The organism is Dactylosporangium sp. NPDC051541 (assembly GCF_044454505.1).
Classification (GTDB): Bacteria; Actinomycetota; Actinomycetes; order Mycobacteriales; family Micromonosporaceae; genus Dactylosporangium.
On the sequence record NZ_JBITDU010000013.1, the window covers coordinates 219,887 to 235,763 of the forward strand.

The window sequence follows — 15,877 nt, forward strand, 5'->3', positions numbered from 1 at the left end:
GAACATATCGAGCGCTACTCTCCATCGGGAAGTGCGCACTCCGAGGTGCGTACCGCACAGAGATGTGCGTGCTCCGAGGTGCGTACCGCACAGAGATGTGCGCTTCGAGGTGCGTACCGCACAGAGGCGTGCGGGTTCCGAGGTGCGTACCGCACAGAGACGTGCGCGGGTGCGCGCCGCGCAGAAAGGTGCGCGCCCGAGGTGCGCACCGCACAGGGAAGTGCGCATGCCGATGTGCGCACCGCACAGAAAGGTGCGCACATGGCGACGCGCACGGCGCAGCAGCGGCGGGCGGCGGCCCGGGCCGAGTACGACGCGTTCATGGCCGACTGTCCGGCTCGCAAGCTTTTGGACCGGATCAGCGACAAGTGGGTGAGCCTGGTGCTCGTGGCGCTCACCGATGGACGGCAGCGCTACAGCGACCTGAACCGCCGGATCGCCGGGGTCAGTCAGAAAATGCTCACGCAGACACTGCGAACCATGGAGCGAGACGGGCTGCTGACCAGACACGTGACCGTTTCGGTACCGGTACGCGTCGACTACGAACTGACGCCCCTCGGCACCAGCCTCCTGCCGCTGATGGCCGCGATCAAAGGATGGGCGGAAACGCACATCGCCGATGTCGCGCGCGCTCAAGAACGCTACGACGCCTCAGGCGCCGACCAGTGACGGTACGGCGCCTCAGCCGCTGGCCAGTGACGCTACAACGCCTCGGCCGCTGGCCAGTGACGCTACGACGCCTCAGTCGCCGGCCAGTGACGCTACAACGCCTCAGCCGCTGGCCAGTGACGCTACAACGCCTCAGCCGCTGGCCAGTGACGCCACGGCGCCTCAGTCGCCGGCCAGCAATGCGCGTAGGCGGGTGCGCTGGATCTGGCCCGTGGCCGGTGTCCTCGGGATCGCGTCCACGATGGACACCCGGCGCGGCTGCTTGAACGAAGCCAGGCGGCCGGCGACGTGCGCGCGTAGGTCGGCGACGGTCGGCGGTTCGGCGCCCGGTGGCAGGACGAGGACCGCGCAGACCACCTCGCCCCAGCGGGTGTCGGGGACGCCAACCACGGCCAGGTCCAGGACGCCGGGGAGACCGCGCAACGCGTGCTCGACCTCGGCCGGGCCCACCGATTCGCCGCCGGTGCGGATCACCTCGCGGGTGCGGCCGGTCAGGTACAGGTAGCCGTCGTCGTCGAGGCGGCCGACGTCGCCGGAGCGGTACACCCCGTTGAGCGGTTCGGCGCCGAGGTATCCGCGCATCAGCGCCGGGCCGCTCGTGCACACTTCGCCGCCGTCGCCGAGCCACAGCGCGTTGGGGGTGGCCGGGCGGCCGACGCTGCCGGGGTGGTGTTCGAGCTCCCAGTCGTGCAGGGCGGCCATGCGGCCGGCCTCGGTCGAGCCGTAGAGGATCGACGTCGTCGTGCCGGGCAGCCGCGACTTGATCCGCTCGACCAGGTCGGCGGCGACGCTGGACGTCCCCGTGTCGGCGTGCCGCAGCGAGCGGAGATCGGCGTGGCGGTGCTCGGGGTCGAGCAGGCGCTCCCAGACGGCCGGGATGCAGTACAGCGCGGACGGGCGGCGGCGCTCGACGACGGCGATCATGTCGGCGGCGTCGGCCCGGCGGACCAGGTGCACGGCGGTACGGTGCTGCCAGGCTTCCATCACGTAGTGCCAGCCGCCGTAGTGGTACAGCGGGAACGTGCACACCACACCGCCGTCGCCGCGCAGGCCGGTCGTGAACGTGCCGCCGCCCGGGGCCGCGCGCAGCCAGCTCGCCCGGTGGCTGACCAGGGCGCCCTTCGGTGCGCCGGTGCTGCCACTCGTGAGGTACAGGATGTGCGCGTCCCGGTCGTCGATCGTCACTCGAGCGAACCGGGCCGCACCGCCGTCCAGGGTGGACGGCGGGAGTGCCGGTGCTGAGAAGTCCACATCGGACAGGACGACCTTGGGGTCCACATAGGACCGGATCCGGTCGCGTTCGTCGCCCGGCAGGCCCGGGTTGACGGGGGCGAACACGGCCCCGACGCGGGCGCACGCGACGAACACCTCGACCGAGCGCAATGTCGGTGTCACGCACCACAGCACGGTGTCACCTTGGCCGACGCCGAGGCCGGACAGGGCGTTGGCGGCGCGGTCGGCCCGTTCGTCGAGCTCGCGGAACGTCACTTCGTCGGCGCCGAGGGTGGCGGCGGTCGCATGTGGCACGGTGAGCGCGGCGGTCGTCACAATGTCGCCGATGAGCAGACTCATGCCGGCCCCTCCGTTTCGCTGCGGCACCGGGCTGAGCATGAACGGCTGCGTTTCTGGAGAGCGGCCACGTCGCGCCGCCCCACGTCGCGTCGCCCCACGTCGCGTCGACCTGGGTCGCGTCGTCCCAGTGCGCTCAGCCCCACGTCGCTTCGCTCAATGTCGCGTCGCCCTGGGTCGCTTCGCTCAATACCGCTTCGCTCAATACCGCTCATGCGCCATCCCAGTCGAAGAGGTCCACCTGCGCCGGGCCAAGCGCGCCGAATCTGCTTTTGTACCGTGTGATGTCGAGAGCTTCCGGCAAGGACTCGACACCGTTGAGCCGGTGGCTGATCAGCCCCTGCACGTCGACGTCGCCGCGCTGCACCAGGCGCAGTGCGTGTTCGAACACACTGCTGCCCGGTGCGTAGCCGCCCGCGCCCGAGCGTGGATGCAGCAGCGAGACCGAGCGTTCGCGCAGCAGCGCAAGGGGCGACGGAGCGTGATCGGGCAGCACGGACACCATCACGATCGTGCCACCGCGCCGGGCGCAGCGGGCGGCCTGTTCGAACTCACCCGCACATTCGAACACGACGTCCGCGCCGATTCCGTCCGTGGCGTCCATAACGCGCGCGACGATGTCGTCTTCTGTCGCATCGAGCACAAGGTCGGCGCCTGAGCGTTTTGCCAGTTCGCGCTTGGCCTCGCTGCGCCCGGTGACGATGACCAGACCGGCGTTGCCGTGCCGGGCGACCTGGGTGTGCAGGACGCCCATGACGCCGGCACCTATGATCAGGACGGTGTCGCCGGGCTTGACGGCGGCGATCGCGTGGCCGTGGATCGCGCCGGCGAGGGGCTGGATCGCGGCAGCGTGAGCGGCCGGGACGCCGTCGGGAACGCGGACGACAGTCCGGGCGGGCACCACGACCCGCTCAGCGAACGCGCCCGGCCCGGTGAAGCCGAGGACCTCGGGGGAGCGGCAGGCGTCCGGGCGGGCTCGGCGGCAGGCCGCGCACCGGCCGCAGGTGGCGGTCTCGACCGCGGTGACCCGGTCACCGACCGCCAGCCCCCAGTGCGCCCCGCTTTGTGTAACGCGCGGTGACACGACCGGGCCGGGGGTGTTGATCACGTCCGAGCCAAGAGCGGTGATCACGTCCGAGCCGAACGCGGTGATCACGTCCGAGCCGGGAGCGGTGATCACGCCGGGGCCGAGCGCGGTGATCACGCCCGCGAACTCGTGGCCGCCGAAGCGGGTCGGGCCGGCGGCCAGGCGCTCGGCGAGGACGGTGTGCATGGCGATCGGCTCGCCCGCCAGCAGCATGCATTCGGTGACGCTCGGCTGGACGCAGGCCACGTCGATGACGACCTCGCCGGGTCCGGGGACCGGGTCGGGGACCTCCTCGACGGCTGCGTCGCCGAAGCCGCGCAGGACCAGTGCCCGCATCCGCGACCTCCCTTGACGCTCGGATTAGATTTTGTATTCAATATTCAAACCGCGTCAAGGTCCGGATCGGCCGGAGCGGCGGCAACGGCGGAAGGAGGCGGGCCATGGAACGGGAAGTGCTCGTCACGGGCGTCGGCGGACAGGGCATTCAACTGCTCGCCAAGACCCTCGCCCTGGCCGCCACCCGCGAGGGGCGGTACGCGATGCTGGCGGCCGACTACGGCGGGGAGATGCGGGGCGGGCCGTCCAAGGCGGGCGTCGTCATCGGCGACGCCCCGCTCAAGGCGCTGCCCATCCTCCCGTCGGCCTGGTCCGGGATTTTCGCCCATCATCGGTACAGCGAAGGCGTCGAAGAGCGGCTGCGGACCGGAGCCCTGGTGCTGGCCAACACGCCGCTGGTCGATCCGGGTGCGTTCCGTGCCGACCTGCGGGTGTTCGCCGTCGACGCGATGGCCGCGGCGAAGCGGGTCGAGGCGCCGAACGCGTCCGGTTTCGTGTTGCTCGGGGCCTACAACGCGCTGACCGGACTGGTCGGCGCCGGCGCGCTGGTGTCGGCGATGGAGGAACTGCTCCCGCCGTACCGCAAACAGCACGCGGCCGCCAACGCCCGTGCCCTCGAAGCAGGGGCCCAGGCCCTGGAAGGAGTCGCGGCATGACCCTCGAACTGCTCGAAGGGACCGCGGCGATGGCCGAGGCCGCGATCGCCGCCGGCTGCCGGTTCTTCACCGGGTACCCGATGTCGCCCTTCACCGGACTCCTCGAGGAGATGTCGCGGCGGCTGCCGAAGGCCGGCGGGGTCTGCCTCAACGCGGAGAGCGAGATCGAGGGTGTCAACATGACCCTCGGCGCCGCCGCGGCCGGGGCGCGGGCCGCCACCGGGTCGTGCGGGCAGGGGATCGCGCTCATGCAGGAGGCGATCGCCGAGGCCGCGCTCAACGAGACGCCGTTCGTCGTGTTCAACCTCGCCCGCAACCAGCAGGACTACTTCCAGGCGACCCGCGGCGGCGGCTGGGGCGACTACCGCACGATCACGCTCGCGCCGAAGGACATCCCGGAGGCCGTCGAGCACACCCAGCTACTGTTTCACCTGGCCGACAAGCACCGGGCGCCGGTCGTGCTCTACGGCGACCCGCTCCTCGCGCAGACCCGGGTCGGCGTCGAGATCGAACGCCGCGACTTCGGCGAACTGCCACCCAAGGACTGGGCGCTCGACGGCACCGGCGGCGGCACCGGGCAGAGCCGGCAGATCTGGACCTGGGCCATGGGCAAGGCCACCGCTCCCGGACTCGGGCCGGACGGGCACTGGCGGGCGATCGCCGAGAAGTTCGACCGGATCGGCGCCCTCGAACAGCGGCACGAGGTGCACAACCCGGGCGCCGAGACGATGATCGTCGCGTTCGGCTCGGCCGCCAAGTTCGTCGAGCACGTCGTGTCCGAACTGCGCGCGGAAGGCCACGACATCGGCTGGTTCCGCCCGATCACCCTCTGGCCGTTCCCCGGCGACGCCCTCGAGGCGGCCACCCGCGGCGCCGAGAACGTCCTCGTGTTCGAACTCAACGGCGGGCAGATGCTCGACGATGTGCGCATCCACGCGCACGACCGCAGAGCGGTGCGTTTCATCGGCGGTGTGAGCATCGCCGAGTCCGGGCTCTCCTACGGCCCCCTCCTGGACGCCCCAGTCCTCCGCCGCCGCATCCTGGAGGCCCTGTGACCACGAACGACACTGTGTCCACGAGCGACAGTGCGATCACGAACGACACTGTGTCCACGAGCGACAGTGCGATCACGAACAACGCTGTGTCCACCAACGACACTGTGCCCACCAACGACGCCGTCTTGACGATCGACACCTCGCGCCCCCCGTCGAGGCCCGCGAAGACGGCCGCCGCGGCCAAACCGAACCTGATCCTCGGCGAGCACTCGCTGTGCCCCGGCTGCGGCGAACCGGTCGCCCTGCGCATCCTGCTCGAAGTGCTGCAGGACCTGGACATCGTGCAGCGCACGATCGGTGTCGTCGGGCACGGCTGCTACGGCAGCTTCGTGCGCATCATGGACGTCGACGTCCTGCAATGTCTGCACGGTCGCGCACCGGCATGCGCGACGGGCATCAAACGTGTGCGCCCGGACGTCGCGGTGTTCACACTCCAGGGCGACGGCGACATGGCGAACGAAGGGCTGCAAGAGGTTTTGCACGCGGCCGCGCGAGGCGAGAACATCACATGCGTGATGCTCAACAACGGCGTGTTCGGCGACACCGGCGGACAGCAAACCGCGACAACAGTGCTCGGCCAGCGAACAAAAACGAGCATCGACGGGCGTGACCCCGAGGCCCACGGCTACCCGATTCCGGTGGCCGACCTGGTCGCGGGCCTGGACGGCGTCGGCTATGTGGCCCGCGGTGCGGTTTCCACAGCGGCGGGGGTACTGCAAACAAAGCGCATGCTCAGAAAAGCGTTCGAGAACCAGCTCAACCGCGGCGGGTTCGCGCTCGTCGAGATCCTCACCATGTGCCCGACCGGATGGTTCGTCCCCACCGCCGAAGGCCCCGGCTACCAGCAGGACACGATGGAGCAGACCTACCACCTCGGCGAACTGACCAGTCACCGCGACGAGTCGACTGGTCACCGCGGCGAACTGACGCGCAACCGCGGTGAGCTGACCGGTCACCACGGCGAACTGACGGGCAACCGCGGCGAGTTGACTGGTAGCCGCAGCGAGGTGACCGGTCGCGGCGGCGAACTGGCCGGCCATCGCAACGAAGTGGACGGTGCGGCGTGAAGCTTGAGTGTGCGAATACGAGTGAGGTGGTCGCTGCCGACGTGTTCGGTCGGCTGTCGCCCGGCGAGGTGACCGGTCGCGGCGGCGAACTGGCCGGCCACCGCAACGAAGTGGACGGCGCGGCGTGAAGCTTGAGCGCGCGAATACGAGCGAGGCGGTCGCTGCCTATGTGCTCGGTCGGCTGTTCTCCGGCGAGCTCAAGAGCGGCCAGCGGCTCGACCTCGACGCCATCGCCGAGGAGCTCGGCGTGAGCCGGGTGCCCGTCCGCGAGGGGCTGATTCAGCTCGAACGGGACGGGCTGGTCGAACGCGCGCACTACAAGCGCGCGTTCGTGAGCGACTTCGACGACGCCACCGTGCGTGAGGCGTTCGAGTTGTACGGCATGCTCAGCGCCCTGACCAACCGCCGCGTCGCCCGCCGCCGTGACCCCGCCGTCCTCGAGGCGCTCGGCAAGCTCGACGAGAGCCTCGCCGGCTGCGACGACCCGGACGAGTTCGAGGCCCTGGCCCGCGAGTTCCGCCGGGTCGTGAACGTCGCCGGCGCCGGCAACCACCTGCGGGCCCTGCTGCGCACGTTCTCCGGCCTGGTGCCCGTCGCGGCCCGGTTCGCGATTGACGACTCGCTCATGGACGAACGGTCCGCCCTGCACGCCGAGTACCTCGCCCTGCGCGATCGCTCACCGGCCGACGCCGGCGCGGCAGCCCTGGCCCACATCCGCCTGACCGCCGACAACGCGATCGCCGCCCTGCACCGCCGCGGCGTCTTCCCGGCCGTCACCCAGAGCAACGTCACCCAGAGCGATGCTGCCCAAAGCGACATCGACCAGAGCGATGCTAACCAAAGCGACATCGAACAGAGCGACTTCGACCAGGGCAACATTACCCAGAGTGATGTCAACCGGGGTGACGTCAACCAGAGCGACGGCTGGGACGACGTCGCCGAAGTCGTCGAAGGGAGCGACCGGTGACCCAGAACCCCCGCGTCACCCGCGGCACGCTGCTCATCGAGGCCGACAAGTGCAAGGGCTGCGAGCTGTGCATCGCCGCCTGCCCGCCCGACGTCCTGGCCATGTCCAGCGACGTCAACGAGCTGGGCTACCGCTACCCGATCCTGCACGACGGGTGCACCGGCTGCACGGCCTGCCAGCTCGTCTGCCCGGACTTCGTGCTCACCGTCTACCGGTACACCCAGAACGACTGACGCCGCCGTCAGCCGACACCGGCGTGACAAGTGCTTGGGAGCCGCCGCCTGCGGACCACGTCCCGGCCTGACGGGGCCCCGTGCCCAGGAACGTAATGTGCACACCGGTGCCGATCGTGGACACCTGGCCGAGGTCGCTGGTCAGGGCGAGCGAGATGTCCGGGGGTGTCGCGGGCACGGCCGGTGCAGTCGCGGTCGCCTCGTTCGACGGGGCGCTCGCGGCCGAGTCGCCGGCACCGGTGTGCGCGACGACGGTGACCGCCTGCGGCCGGCCCGCCTCGGCGCCGAACACGCACGACGGCGTGGCCGGCGTGGCCGACGTGGACGTTGTGCAGGTCGCGCCCGGACGGGAAACGCGCGCGCAACTCTAAAAGCGACAATTCATGCAAAGCGCATACTAGCCGCGAGCAAGGTCACGCAGGTGGTGTTCGGGAAGCCGACTACGATGGCGTGGGTGTCCAACGATGACCTGGTGGCGGGGCTGACCCGGGCCGGAGTGGCCGATGTCCTCACCGACGCGGCCCACCGCTCGGCCTACGGCAGCGACGCCTCGCTCTACCGCGTCGTGCCCCGGGCGATCGTCCGGCCGCGGCACGAGGACGATGTCGCAGCCACGCTCGAGGTGTGCCGGACGCTCGGCGTCCCCATCACCGCCCGGGGCGCCGGCACGTCGGTGGCCGGCAACGCGATCGGACGCGGAGTCGTGCTCGACTTCAGCCGGCACATGGACAAGGTGCTCAGCGTCGACCCGGGCACCCGGACCGCGCGTGTGCAGGCCGGGGCCGTGCACGCCACGCTGCAGGCGGCCGCGAAGCCGCACGCCCTGCGGTTCGGGCCTGACCCGTCGACGCACACGCGCTGCACGATCGGCGGCATGATCGGCAACAACTCGTGCGGATCGCGCACACTCGGCTACGGGCGCACGTCCGACAATGTCGTCGGCGTCGACGCGCTCACGATCGATGGTGAGCGTTTCTCCACCGGGCGCGACGAGCGCGGCCGCCCGACGCTCGAGGGCGCCAAGGCCATCGCCGACACGCTGCAGGCGATCACGCAGGCCAACCTCGCCATCGCCCGCACCGAGTTCGCGACGTTCCCGCGGCAGGTGTCCGGCTACGCCATCGAGCACCTGTTGCCGGAGAAGGGCCTCGACCTCACCGGGCTGCTCGTCGGCAGCGAGGGCACCCTCGCGGTGGTGACCGAGGCGACGGTGCGGCTTGTCGTGGACCCGAAGTATCGGCTGCTCGTCGTGCTCGGGTACCCCGACTTCGGCACCGCGGGCGACATCGTGCCGACGATCCTCACCTTCGACCCGACCGCGTGCGAGGGCATCGACTCGCGCATCGTCGACCTTGTTCGCAGCCGTCGCGGTGCCCAGGCAGTACCCCCGCTGCCTGGTGGTTTGTCGTGGCTTTTTGTGGAGATCGCCGGGGACGACCTCGACGAGTGCCGTGACCGGGCCCGGCGCCTGGTCGACGCGGCCGGGGCGGTCGACGCGCTGATCGAGGAGGATGCGGTCAAGGCCGCGCCGTTGTGGCGGATTCGTGAGGACGGGGCCGGGCTGGCCGGGCGCGCACCGTCCGGGCTGCCCGCGCACGCCGGCTGGGAGGACGCGGCCGTTCCGCCTGCTCGGATCGGCGACTATCTGCGCGATTTCGACGTGTTGTGTGCGCGGCACGGCCTGTCGGTGATGCCATACGGACACCTCGGTGACGGCTGCGTGCACGTCCGGCTGGACTTTCCGCTGGATAAACCGGACGGTCCGGCCAGGTTCCGCGCGTTTCTGGAAGATGCGGCCGACCTGGTCGTCGGCTACGGCGGGTCGCTGTCCGGGGAGCACGGCGACGGCCGGGCGCGCAGTGAGCTGCTGTCCCGGATGTACTCCACGGACGCGATCGGACTGTTCAAAGCGGTCAAACACGCATTCGACCCGAACAATCTGCTCAACCCCGGTGTGCTGGTCGACCCCGAGCCCGTCGATGCGAACATCCGGGTGTCCGCCGCGCGCACGGTCAAACAGCCGCTGGCGTTCGGTTACCACTCGGATCACGGCGACTTCAACCAGGCCGTGCACCGCTGCACCGGCGTCGGCAAGTGCCGGGCCGACACGACCGCGCTCGGCGGCGTCATGTGCCCGTCGTTCCTGGCCACCCGCAACGAGAAGGACTCCACCCGCGGCCGCGCCCGCGTGCTGCAGGAGATGCTCGACGGCGACCTGGCCCCCGACTGGCGCGCGGATGCCGTCCACGACGCCCTCGACCTGTGCCTGTCCTGCAAGGGCTGCGCGTCGGACTGCCCGACCGGCATCGACATGGCCGCATACAAGGCCGAGGTGCTGCACCAGAGTTTCAAGGGCCGGCTGCGCCCCCGCGCACACTACTCACTGGGCAAGCTGCCGATGTGGTCACGGCTCGCATCGCGCATGCCGCGGATCGCCAACGCGCTCACGGCGGCGCCCGGGCTGCGCGGAATCGCACTGTACTTCGCCGGAGTCGACGCCCGCCGCTCCATCCCCGCGTTCGCTTCGCACACATTCCGTCGCTGGTTCCGCAAGACCGCACAGCAGCGGACGACCGAAGGTCAGCCGGTCCTGCTGTTCGTCGACAGCTTCACCGACCACTTCGCGCCCGACATCGCCAAGGCCGCCGTCGAGGTCCTGACTTCCGCCGGCTACGCGCCCGAGCTCACCACCGAATCCGCGTGCTGCGGGCTGACCTGGATCAGCACTGGCCAACTCGACACTGCCAAACGCATTCTCGGGGGTACTGTCACCGCCCTCGCCGACGCCATCGAGCGCGGCATCCCGATTGTCGGCCTCGAACCGTCCTGCACCGGCGTTCTGCGCAGCGACCTCGTCGAACTGCTCGACACGGACGCCGCCCGCAAGGTCGCCGCGGCCACCGTCACCGTCGCCGAGCTCCTCGCGCGCACGCCCGGCTGGACCCCACCGTCCCTGGACGGCGTCCAGGTCGTCGCCCAGCCGCACTGCCACCACCACGCCGTCATGGGCTGGGAGGCCGACGCCAAACTGCTCAAGGCCACCGGTGCGAACGTGCAGCGACTCGGCGGCTGCTGCGGCCTGGCGGGCAACTTCGGTGTCGAACGCGGACACTACGAGGTGTCCGTCGCTGTCGCTGAGCAGCAACTCCTGCCCGCTCTGCGCAATGCCGACCCGTCCGCCGTGTTGCTCGCGGACGGCTTCTCCTGCCGCACCCAGGCGACCGACCTGGCGCAGAAGGACGGCAAGCACCTGGTCGAGCTCCTGGCCGAGGCGCTGCGCGAGCAGTGACAACCGGTCCAGATCGGGAAGCGGCGGCGCGCCCGTTCCCGGTGGGGCCGGGACCGACGCCTTGACCGGGCTTCGATGTTGCCCATCGCAGCCACGGAGCCGTCGGCGTTGAACGTCCACTGCTGTCGCCGAGCGTTCGCCGATCGAAGCCCGGTCGCCGGCTTCCGTACGCCGATGAGCGGCACGTCAGCCGGAGGTGTCAGCCCCCTGCTCCCGTGGTGACGACCGCGAACACCGCGGACGCCGGGATCGAGCCCACGCAGCGGGAGTCGTTGGACGCCGTACGGTTGTCGCCGACGACGAAGATGCTGCTCTCCGGCACCTTCACGGGCCCGAAGCGGCGGGGCCCGCAGGTGTGGGGGTCGGGCTGCGCGTCCAGTGGCCCGTCCGTGGCGACATATGGCTCGTCCAGCGGTACGCCGTCGACGGTGATCTTGCCGGCCGTGTTGCAGCAGGCGATGGTCTCGCCGGCGACGGCCAGGACCCGTTTCAGCATCGGCGATCCGGTCGCCGTCCAGTCCTTGGGCGGATGGAACAGCACGACGTCGCCGCGTTTCGCGGTGTAGTTGGTGACGTGCCGCGCGGAGATGACCTGACCGGGCTTGATCCCGGGCTCCATGCTGCGGCCGCCCTGCGTGAACTGCTCGGTCGTCTCCGCCGGTGCGCTGCTGTTACCGCTGTCGTTGCCGCTACCGCCACTGCTGCAGCCGGTCGCACTGGCCAGCACGAGGGCGAGGGCCATTGACGTCAGTCTTCTCACGGGGGTTGATCCTGGCAGAGTCGAGCCGACCCGTGGGGGCACGGCCTGCGTCGTGTTGAACAAGCGTGTGATTGCTTGACGCGAACGCAATTCCACTAGTTCACTACATCAATGGTTGTTTCGACGCTGTTCCGGGTGGACCGGCGCGGTGGTACAGCGGTATACGCACAGCTCGTCCAGCAGGTCAGGCAGGCCATCCGGGTCGGGCGACTGCGGGCCGGTGACCGTCTGCCTACCGCGCGTGAGGTCGCCGAAGGCCTCGGCATCAATCCCAACACGGTGCTCAAGGCCTACCGCGAGCTGGAGACCGTCGGGCTCGTCGAGGCCCGCCAAGGGTCGGGCACGTACGTCCGCGACCAGCCGCCGCTCGACGTCGAGGACCTGCGGGCCGAGCTGGCCGACTGGGTCGCCCGCGCCACCGCCGCCGGGCTCGACCGGGCCGACCTGCACGCCCTGCTCGACGAGGCCTGCCGTGTCGCCTGAGCCCGCCGCCCTTTCGCTGCCCGCGCCCGCCCTGATCGCCGACGCGGTGACCGTCGCCTACGGCGGCCGCAAGGCCCTCGACGACTGCTCGTTCGCCGTCCCCGCCGGCTCTGTCACCGCGCTCGTCGGCCGCAACGGCGCCGGAAAGACCACGCTCCTGCGCGCCGCCGCCGGACTGCTGCGGCCCGACCGCGGCACCGTCACCGTCCTGAGTGGACCTCCCGGCGACGGCGTCCTCGCGCGCATCGGCTTTCTAGCCCAGAATTCGCCGTTGTACAGCCAATTGACCGTCGCGCAGACGCTGCACCTGGGGGCCAGGCTCAACCCCGGCTGGGACGGCCCGTATGCGCGGGACCTCGCCGAGGCGGCCACCCTCCCGCTCGCCGCGCGGGTCGGCACCCTGGCGCCGGGGGTACGGGCCCGGCTCGCACTCATCATGGCCCTCGGCAAGCGGCCCGACCTGCTGCTTCTCGACGAGCCCCTGGCCGCGCTGGACCCGGTGGCCCGGGCCGAGTCCGTGACCGCGCTGATGGGAGCGGCGGCCGGCGGTGCCACCGTCGTGCTCTCCACCCACGCCGTCGCCGACCTCGCCGGCGTCTGCGACCACGTCGTCGTGCTCGACCGGGGTCGAGTTCGAGCGGCCGTCGAGGTCGACGCCGCCCTCGCCGGGCATCGCCTGGTCAACGGGGCCGCGGCCGATCTCGCCGCCCTCGACGGGGCCGACGTCATTGAGCTGCGTCGGGCCGGGGACGGGTTCACCGCCCTGGTCCGCGTCCGCGAATCCGTCCCGGCCGGCACCCTGGCCTGGCACACCCCGAACCTGGAGGACCTCGTGCTCGGATACCTGCGCGGCCGGGACACCTCGGCATGACGTGGCTGGCGTTGCGGCTGTCGCGCCCGTACCTCATCGGCGCTTTCGTCCTCAGTGCACTGTCCACAGTGGTCATCTGGGCCGCGGCCACCACGGTGCAGCACCGGCTCGACGGGCTCGGACTCCCGGACTGCGTCAACCCGAACCGGTGCTACCAGGCCGGGACGCCGATCCTGCTCATGGAGCTGACCGCGGCGTTCGTCCCGACCCTGATCGGGCTGCTGCTCGGCGTGCCGCTGTTCGCCGGTGAGCGCGCGGACGACACGATGGCGTTCGCGCTCACGCAGTCCGTGCCGCGCAGGCGGTGGGTGCTGACCAAGTTCGGTGTCGCACTGTGCGCGAGCGTGCTCACCGCCGGGGTCGTGGCCACCGCCTACCGGCTGGTCGCCGCGCGCTACACGCTGCTCGCCAACGACACATACGAACTGCTCGACCTGCTCCACCTGAACAACATCGCGTTCATGGTGATGCGCGCGGTGTTCACCCTCGCCGTCGCGGCGCTGCTCGGGCTGACCACGGCGAGCACCCTGCGCACCGCGATCCTGTCCATCGCGCTGTGGCCGTTCGGGCTGCTCGCCGCGTGCGGTGCGACCGCGCTGCTGCCTGTCGGGGGCGGCCTGCCCTCTTCGGGGACGACGTTCTCGCCTGACGACGACCGGTACTGGACGGCCGACATCACCTACCTCGACCCGTTCGCGTGGCCCGCGGCCGGTCTCACCGTCCTGTACGTGTTCGGGCTGGTCCTGCTCATGCGCAGAGCGGTCGGCGCGACGGTTCGGTGAGCTGTTGACTCGAAAGTGTAAACTCTCTCGTATACACGGGAGAGATGACTGGCATGATCGAAGTGAAGGGGCTGACCAAGCGGTACGGGCGGCGGGTGGCCCTCGACGACGTGGACCTCACCGCCGCGCCCGGCGAGGTCGTGGCCGTGCTCGGGCCCAACGGCGCCGGCAAGACCTCGATGATCGAGATCCTGGAGGGGTACCGTGCCCGCGACGCCGGCACCGTGCGCGTCCTCGGCGCCGACCCGGCCGCCGCGGGCCCGGCGTGGCGCGACCGGATCGGTGTGCTGCTGCAGACCACCAGCGTCGACCCGCAACTGACGGTCGCCGAGGCGATCAGTCTCTTCTCGCGGCTGTACCGCACCCCGCGCCCCGCCGCCGAACTGCTCGACCAGCTCGGCCTGGCCGCGGTCGCGCACCGCCGCACCGGCGTGCTCTCCGGCGGCCAGCAGCGCCGCGCCGACCTCGCCCTGGCCTTGATCGGCCGACCGGACGTGCTGTTCCTCGACGAGCCGACGACCGGCTTCGACCCGGAGGCGCGCCGCGACACGTGGCAGGTCGTGCGCGAAACGGCCGCGGCCGGTTGCACGGTTCTGCTCACCACGCACTACCTCGACGAGGCGGCCGAGCTCGCCGACCGCGTGGTCGTCGTCGCCGGTGGCCGGATCGTCGCGGCCGGCGACCCCCGGACCTTGGGCGGCCACCTCGACGCCGAGACCACGATCCGCTTCCGTCACCCGTCCGGCGAACCGTTCGAGCTGCGCACCCGGACCCCGACCGCGGCCCTTGCCGAGCACGTCCGCGCCGGGGCCGAGCTGGCCGAGCTCAGCGTCACCCGCCCCACGCTCGAGGCCACATACCTTTCGCTCATCGGGAGCCGGCATGCTGTATGAGCTGTGCGCGTACCAGCTGCGCATTTTCGTCCGTGCGCCGCGCACCCTGATCGCCGCGGCCGGCACGCCGCTCGCCCTGATAGTCCTGCTGGCCGCGATCAGCGACCACGCGCGGGAGCCCGGCTACCACTGGCGCCTGGTCGCCTCGATGATCACCCTCGGCGTCGCGTCGACCTGCTACACGACCCTGGCCGCGTCCCTGGTCGCCAGCCGCGACACCGGCGTACTCAAACGCCTGCGGGCCACGCCGCTGCCGCTGTGGCAGCACGTCGGCGGCCGGGTCGCGGCCACGGTGGTCGTCGCGGTTGTGCAGAGCGTGCTCGTGGGGGTGCTCGGTTTTGCGCTGTACTCCGCGCGCCCTGCTGCGTGGGCGTGGCTGATCGCGGGCCTGCTCTTGGGTGCGATCGCGGTCGGCCTGATCGGCGTAGCGGTGGCGCAGCTCGTCCCGCGGGGTGACGCGGCCGCGACCCTCCTGTCCACCACACTCCTGCCGGTGGTCCTGCTGTCGGGCGTGTTCTTCCCGGTCGGCGAGCTCCCGGCGTGGGCCGCCGCGTTGGCCGAGGCGAGCCCGCTGACTCACCTGAACCGCCTGCTGGGTGCGGCCCCGGCCACGCTCACCGAGTCCTGGACCGCCGTGGCCGTGCTCGTGGCCTGGTCAGCGGCGGCCTTGGCCTTCGCCCTGTGGCGCTTCCGCGTCGACCCGCTCCCACCCCGCACCAGCCGTCGCGACCGAACAGCACCCGCCTGATGCCCACGCCCGATCGCCGCGCACGTCGCTCGTCGCTCGTAGCTCGTCGGTCATTCGTGCACCACGCGTTTCCGCGGCCAACATTCGCACGCTGCGCGTTCGCACGCTGCGCGTTCGCGCCGTGAGCGTTCGCACGGTGCGCGTTCGAGCGCTGCGCGTTTGCGCGGGCGCTCGTCTGTGCACTGCGCGTTTGCGCGGTGAGCGTTTATGCGCTGCGCATTGCTGCGGCGCTCGTCCGTCCGGTGTGCGGTTCTGCGGCGCTCGTCCGTGCACCGCGCATTTCCGCGTCACTCGTTCGCGCGGTGAGCGTTCGCGCGGTGTGCGGTTCTGCGGCGCTCGTCCGTGCACCGCGCATTTCCGCGTCACTCGTTCGCGCGGTGAGCGTTCGCGCGGTGTGCGGTTCTGCGGCGCT

The 15,877-nt window shown here is 70.9% G+C and carries 17 protein-coding genes; 14 read left to right on the forward strand and 3 right to left on the reverse strand.

Translation table 11 applies throughout. From position 1 onward, the window contains the following. The first annotated feature begins 261 nt into the window (after window positions 1-261). Window positions 262-669, forward strand: a complete 408-nt coding sequence (locus tag ACIA8L_RS42560; protein ID WP_395913754.1) for a winged helix-turn-helix transcriptional regulator — start codon at window positions 262-264, stop codon at window positions 667-669. A gap of 162 nt (window positions 670-831) precedes the next feature. On the opposite strand, the gene ACIA8L_RS42565 is transcribed toward ACIA8L_RS42560, so the two are convergent. Together ACIA8L_RS42565 and ACIA8L_RS42570 are read right to left on the reverse strand one after the other, a co-directional pair. After that, window positions 832-2,241, reverse strand: a complete 1,410-nt coding sequence (locus ACIA8L_RS42565) for a class I adenylate-forming enzyme family protein (RefSeq protein ID WP_395913756.1) — start codon at window positions 2,239-2,241, stop codon at window positions 832-834. Window positions 2,242-2,449: 208 nt separating this feature from the next. Next, the gene (locus tag ACIA8L_RS42570) at window positions 2,450-3,538 is read right to left on the reverse strand and encodes a zinc-binding dehydrogenase (RefSeq protein WP_395913757.1); all 1,089 of its coding nucleotides are present in this window, start codon (window positions 3,536-3,538) and stop codon (window positions 2,450-2,452) included. A gap of 227 nt (window positions 3,539-3,765) precedes the next feature. On the opposite strand from ACIA8L_RS42570, the gene ACIA8L_RS42575 reads away from it, so the two are divergent. The 7 genes from ACIA8L_RS42575 to ACIA8L_RS42605 all read left to right on the forward strand — a co-directional run bounded on the left by ACIA8L_RS42575 (window position 3,766) and on the right by ACIA8L_RS42605 (window position 10,928). Then, window positions 3,766-4,317: a 2-oxoacid:acceptor oxidoreductase family protein gene (locus tag ACIA8L_RS42575; RefSeq protein ID WP_395913758.1), complete on the forward strand. Its 552-nt coding sequence runs from the start codon at window positions 3,766-3,768 to the stop codon at window positions 4,315-4,317. Next, window positions 4,314-5,372 carry a hypothetical protein gene (locus tag ACIA8L_RS42580; protein ID WP_395913760.1) on the forward strand — a complete coding sequence of 353 codons (1,059 nt, stop codon included), beginning with the start codon at window positions 4,314-4,316 and terminating at the stop codon, window positions 5,370-5,372. Before ACIA8L_RS42575 ends, ACIA8L_RS42580 begins: the two co-directional genes overlap by 4 nt. A gap of 125 nt (window positions 5,373-5,497) precedes the next feature. Then, window positions 5,498-6,439, forward strand: coding sequence for a thiamine pyrophosphate-dependent enzyme (locus ACIA8L_RS42585; RefSeq protein ID WP_395913762.1), 942 nt, complete (start codon window positions 5,498-5,500; stop codon window positions 6,437-6,439). A 124-nt stretch (window positions 6,440-6,563) separates the two neighbouring features. Then, on the forward strand, window positions 6,564-7,406 hold the full coding sequence (locus ACIA8L_RS42590) for a GntR family transcriptional regulator (RefSeq protein WP_395913764.1): 843 nt from the start codon (window positions 6,564-6,566) through the stop codon (window positions 7,404-7,406). Next, window positions 7,403-7,639: a 4Fe-4S dicluster domain-containing protein gene (locus tag ACIA8L_RS42595; RefSeq protein ID WP_395913766.1), complete on the forward strand. Its 237-nt coding sequence runs from the start codon at window positions 7,403-7,405 to the stop codon at window positions 7,637-7,639. Before ACIA8L_RS42590 ends, ACIA8L_RS42595 begins: the two co-directional genes overlap by 4 nt. Window positions 7,640-7,746: 107 nt before the next feature. Continuing rightward, window positions 7,747-8,010 (forward strand): hypothetical protein, encoded by a 264-nt coding sequence (locus ACIA8L_RS42600; protein ID WP_395913767.1) that lies wholly within the window; start codon window positions 7,747-7,749, stop codon window positions 8,008-8,010. An 83-nt stretch (window positions 8,011-8,093) separates the two neighbouring features. Next, window positions 8,094-10,928, forward strand: coding sequence for an FAD-binding and (Fe-S)-binding domain-containing protein (locus ACIA8L_RS42605; protein WP_395913769.1), 2,835 nt, complete (start codon window positions 8,094-8,096; stop codon window positions 10,926-10,928). A gap of 199 nt (window positions 10,929-11,127) precedes the next feature. Here the strand turns inward: ACIA8L_RS42605 and lepB are convergent, their stop codons facing one another. Next, on the reverse strand, window positions 11,128-11,688 hold the full coding sequence (gene lepB, locus ACIA8L_RS42610; protein ID WP_395913771.1) for a signal peptidase I: 561 nt from the start codon (window positions 11,686-11,688) through the stop codon (window positions 11,128-11,130). Window positions 11,689-11,799: 111 nt separating this feature from the next. On the opposite strand from lepB, the gene ACIA8L_RS42615 reads away from it, so the two are divergent. The 6 genes from ACIA8L_RS42615 to ACIA8L_RS42640 all read left to right on the forward strand — a co-directional run. Continuing rightward, window positions 11,800-12,171: a GntR family transcriptional regulator gene (locus ACIA8L_RS42615; protein WP_395913772.1), complete on the forward strand. Its 372-nt coding sequence runs from the start codon at window positions 11,800-11,802 to the stop codon at window positions 12,169-12,171. Continuing rightward, window positions 12,161-13,042: an ATP-binding cassette domain-containing protein gene (locus tag ACIA8L_RS42620; RefSeq protein WP_395913774.1), complete on the forward strand. Its 882-nt coding sequence runs from the start codon at window positions 12,161-12,163 to the stop codon at window positions 13,040-13,042. The genes ACIA8L_RS42615 and ACIA8L_RS42620 overlap by 11 nt, the downstream gene beginning before the upstream one ends. Further along, window positions 13,039-13,824 (forward strand): ABC transporter permease subunit, encoded by a 786-nt coding sequence (locus ACIA8L_RS42625; RefSeq protein ID WP_395913776.1) that lies wholly within the window; start codon window positions 13,039-13,041, stop codon window positions 13,822-13,824. Before ACIA8L_RS42620 ends, ACIA8L_RS42625 begins: the two co-directional genes overlap by 4 nt. A gap of 44 nt (window positions 13,825-13,868) precedes the next feature. Continuing rightward, entirely contained in the window at window positions 13,869-14,717 is an 849-nt protein-coding gene (locus ACIA8L_RS42630; protein ID WP_395913778.1) for an ABC transporter ATP-binding protein, read from the forward strand. Next, complete coding sequence (locus ACIA8L_RS42635) at window positions 14,707-15,465, forward strand: ABC transporter permease (RefSeq protein ID WP_395913779.1); 759 nt, start codon at window positions 14,707-14,709, stop codon at window positions 15,463-15,465. The genes ACIA8L_RS42630 and ACIA8L_RS42635 overlap by 11 nt, the downstream gene beginning before the upstream one ends. Window positions 15,466-15,662: 197 nt before the next feature. Then, window positions 15,663-15,877, forward strand: a 215-nt coding sequence (locus ACIA8L_RS42640) for a hypothetical protein (protein WP_395913781.1), incomplete at its 3' end; no start/stop codon positions are given.

Bases quoted from the DNA above. Each gene is read 5' to 3' on its own strand.
- ACIA8L_RS42570 (WP_395913757.1), bottom strand. From the start codon at position 3,538: ATGCTGCTGGCGGGCGAGCCGATCGCCATGCACACCGTCCTCGCCGAG.
- ACIA8L_RS42575 (WP_395913758.1), top strand. From the start codon at position 3,766: ATGGAACGGGAAGTGCTCGTCACGGGCGTCGGCGGACAGGGCATTCAA.
- ACIA8L_RS42565 (WP_395913756.1), bottom strand. From the start codon at position 2,241: ATGAGTCTGCTCATCGGCGACATTGTGACGACCGCCGCGCTCACCGTG.
- ACIA8L_RS42615 (WP_395913772.1), top strand. From the start codon at position 11,800: ATGGTTGTTTCGACGCTGTTCCGGGTGGACCGGCGCGGTGGTACAGCG.
- ACIA8L_RS42580 (WP_395913760.1), top strand. From the start codon at position 4,314: ATGACCCTCGAACTGCTCGAAGGGACCGCGGCGATGGCCGAGGCCGCG.
- ACIA8L_RS42635 (WP_395913779.1), top strand. From the start codon at position 14,707: ATGCTGTATGAGCTGTGCGCGTACCAGCTGCGCATTTTCGTCCGTGCG.
- ACIA8L_RS42630 (WP_395913778.1), top strand. From the start codon at position 13,869: ATGACTGGCATGATCGAAGTGAAGGGGCTGACCAAGCGGTACGGGCGG.
- ACIA8L_RS42625 (WP_395913776.1), top strand. From the start codon at position 13,039: ATGACGTGGCTGGCGTTGCGGCTGTCGCGCCCGTACCTCATCGGCGCT.
- ACIA8L_RS42560 (WP_395913754.1), top strand. From the start codon at position 262: ATGGCGACGCGCACGGCGCAGCAGCGGCGGGCGGCGGCCCGGGCCGAG.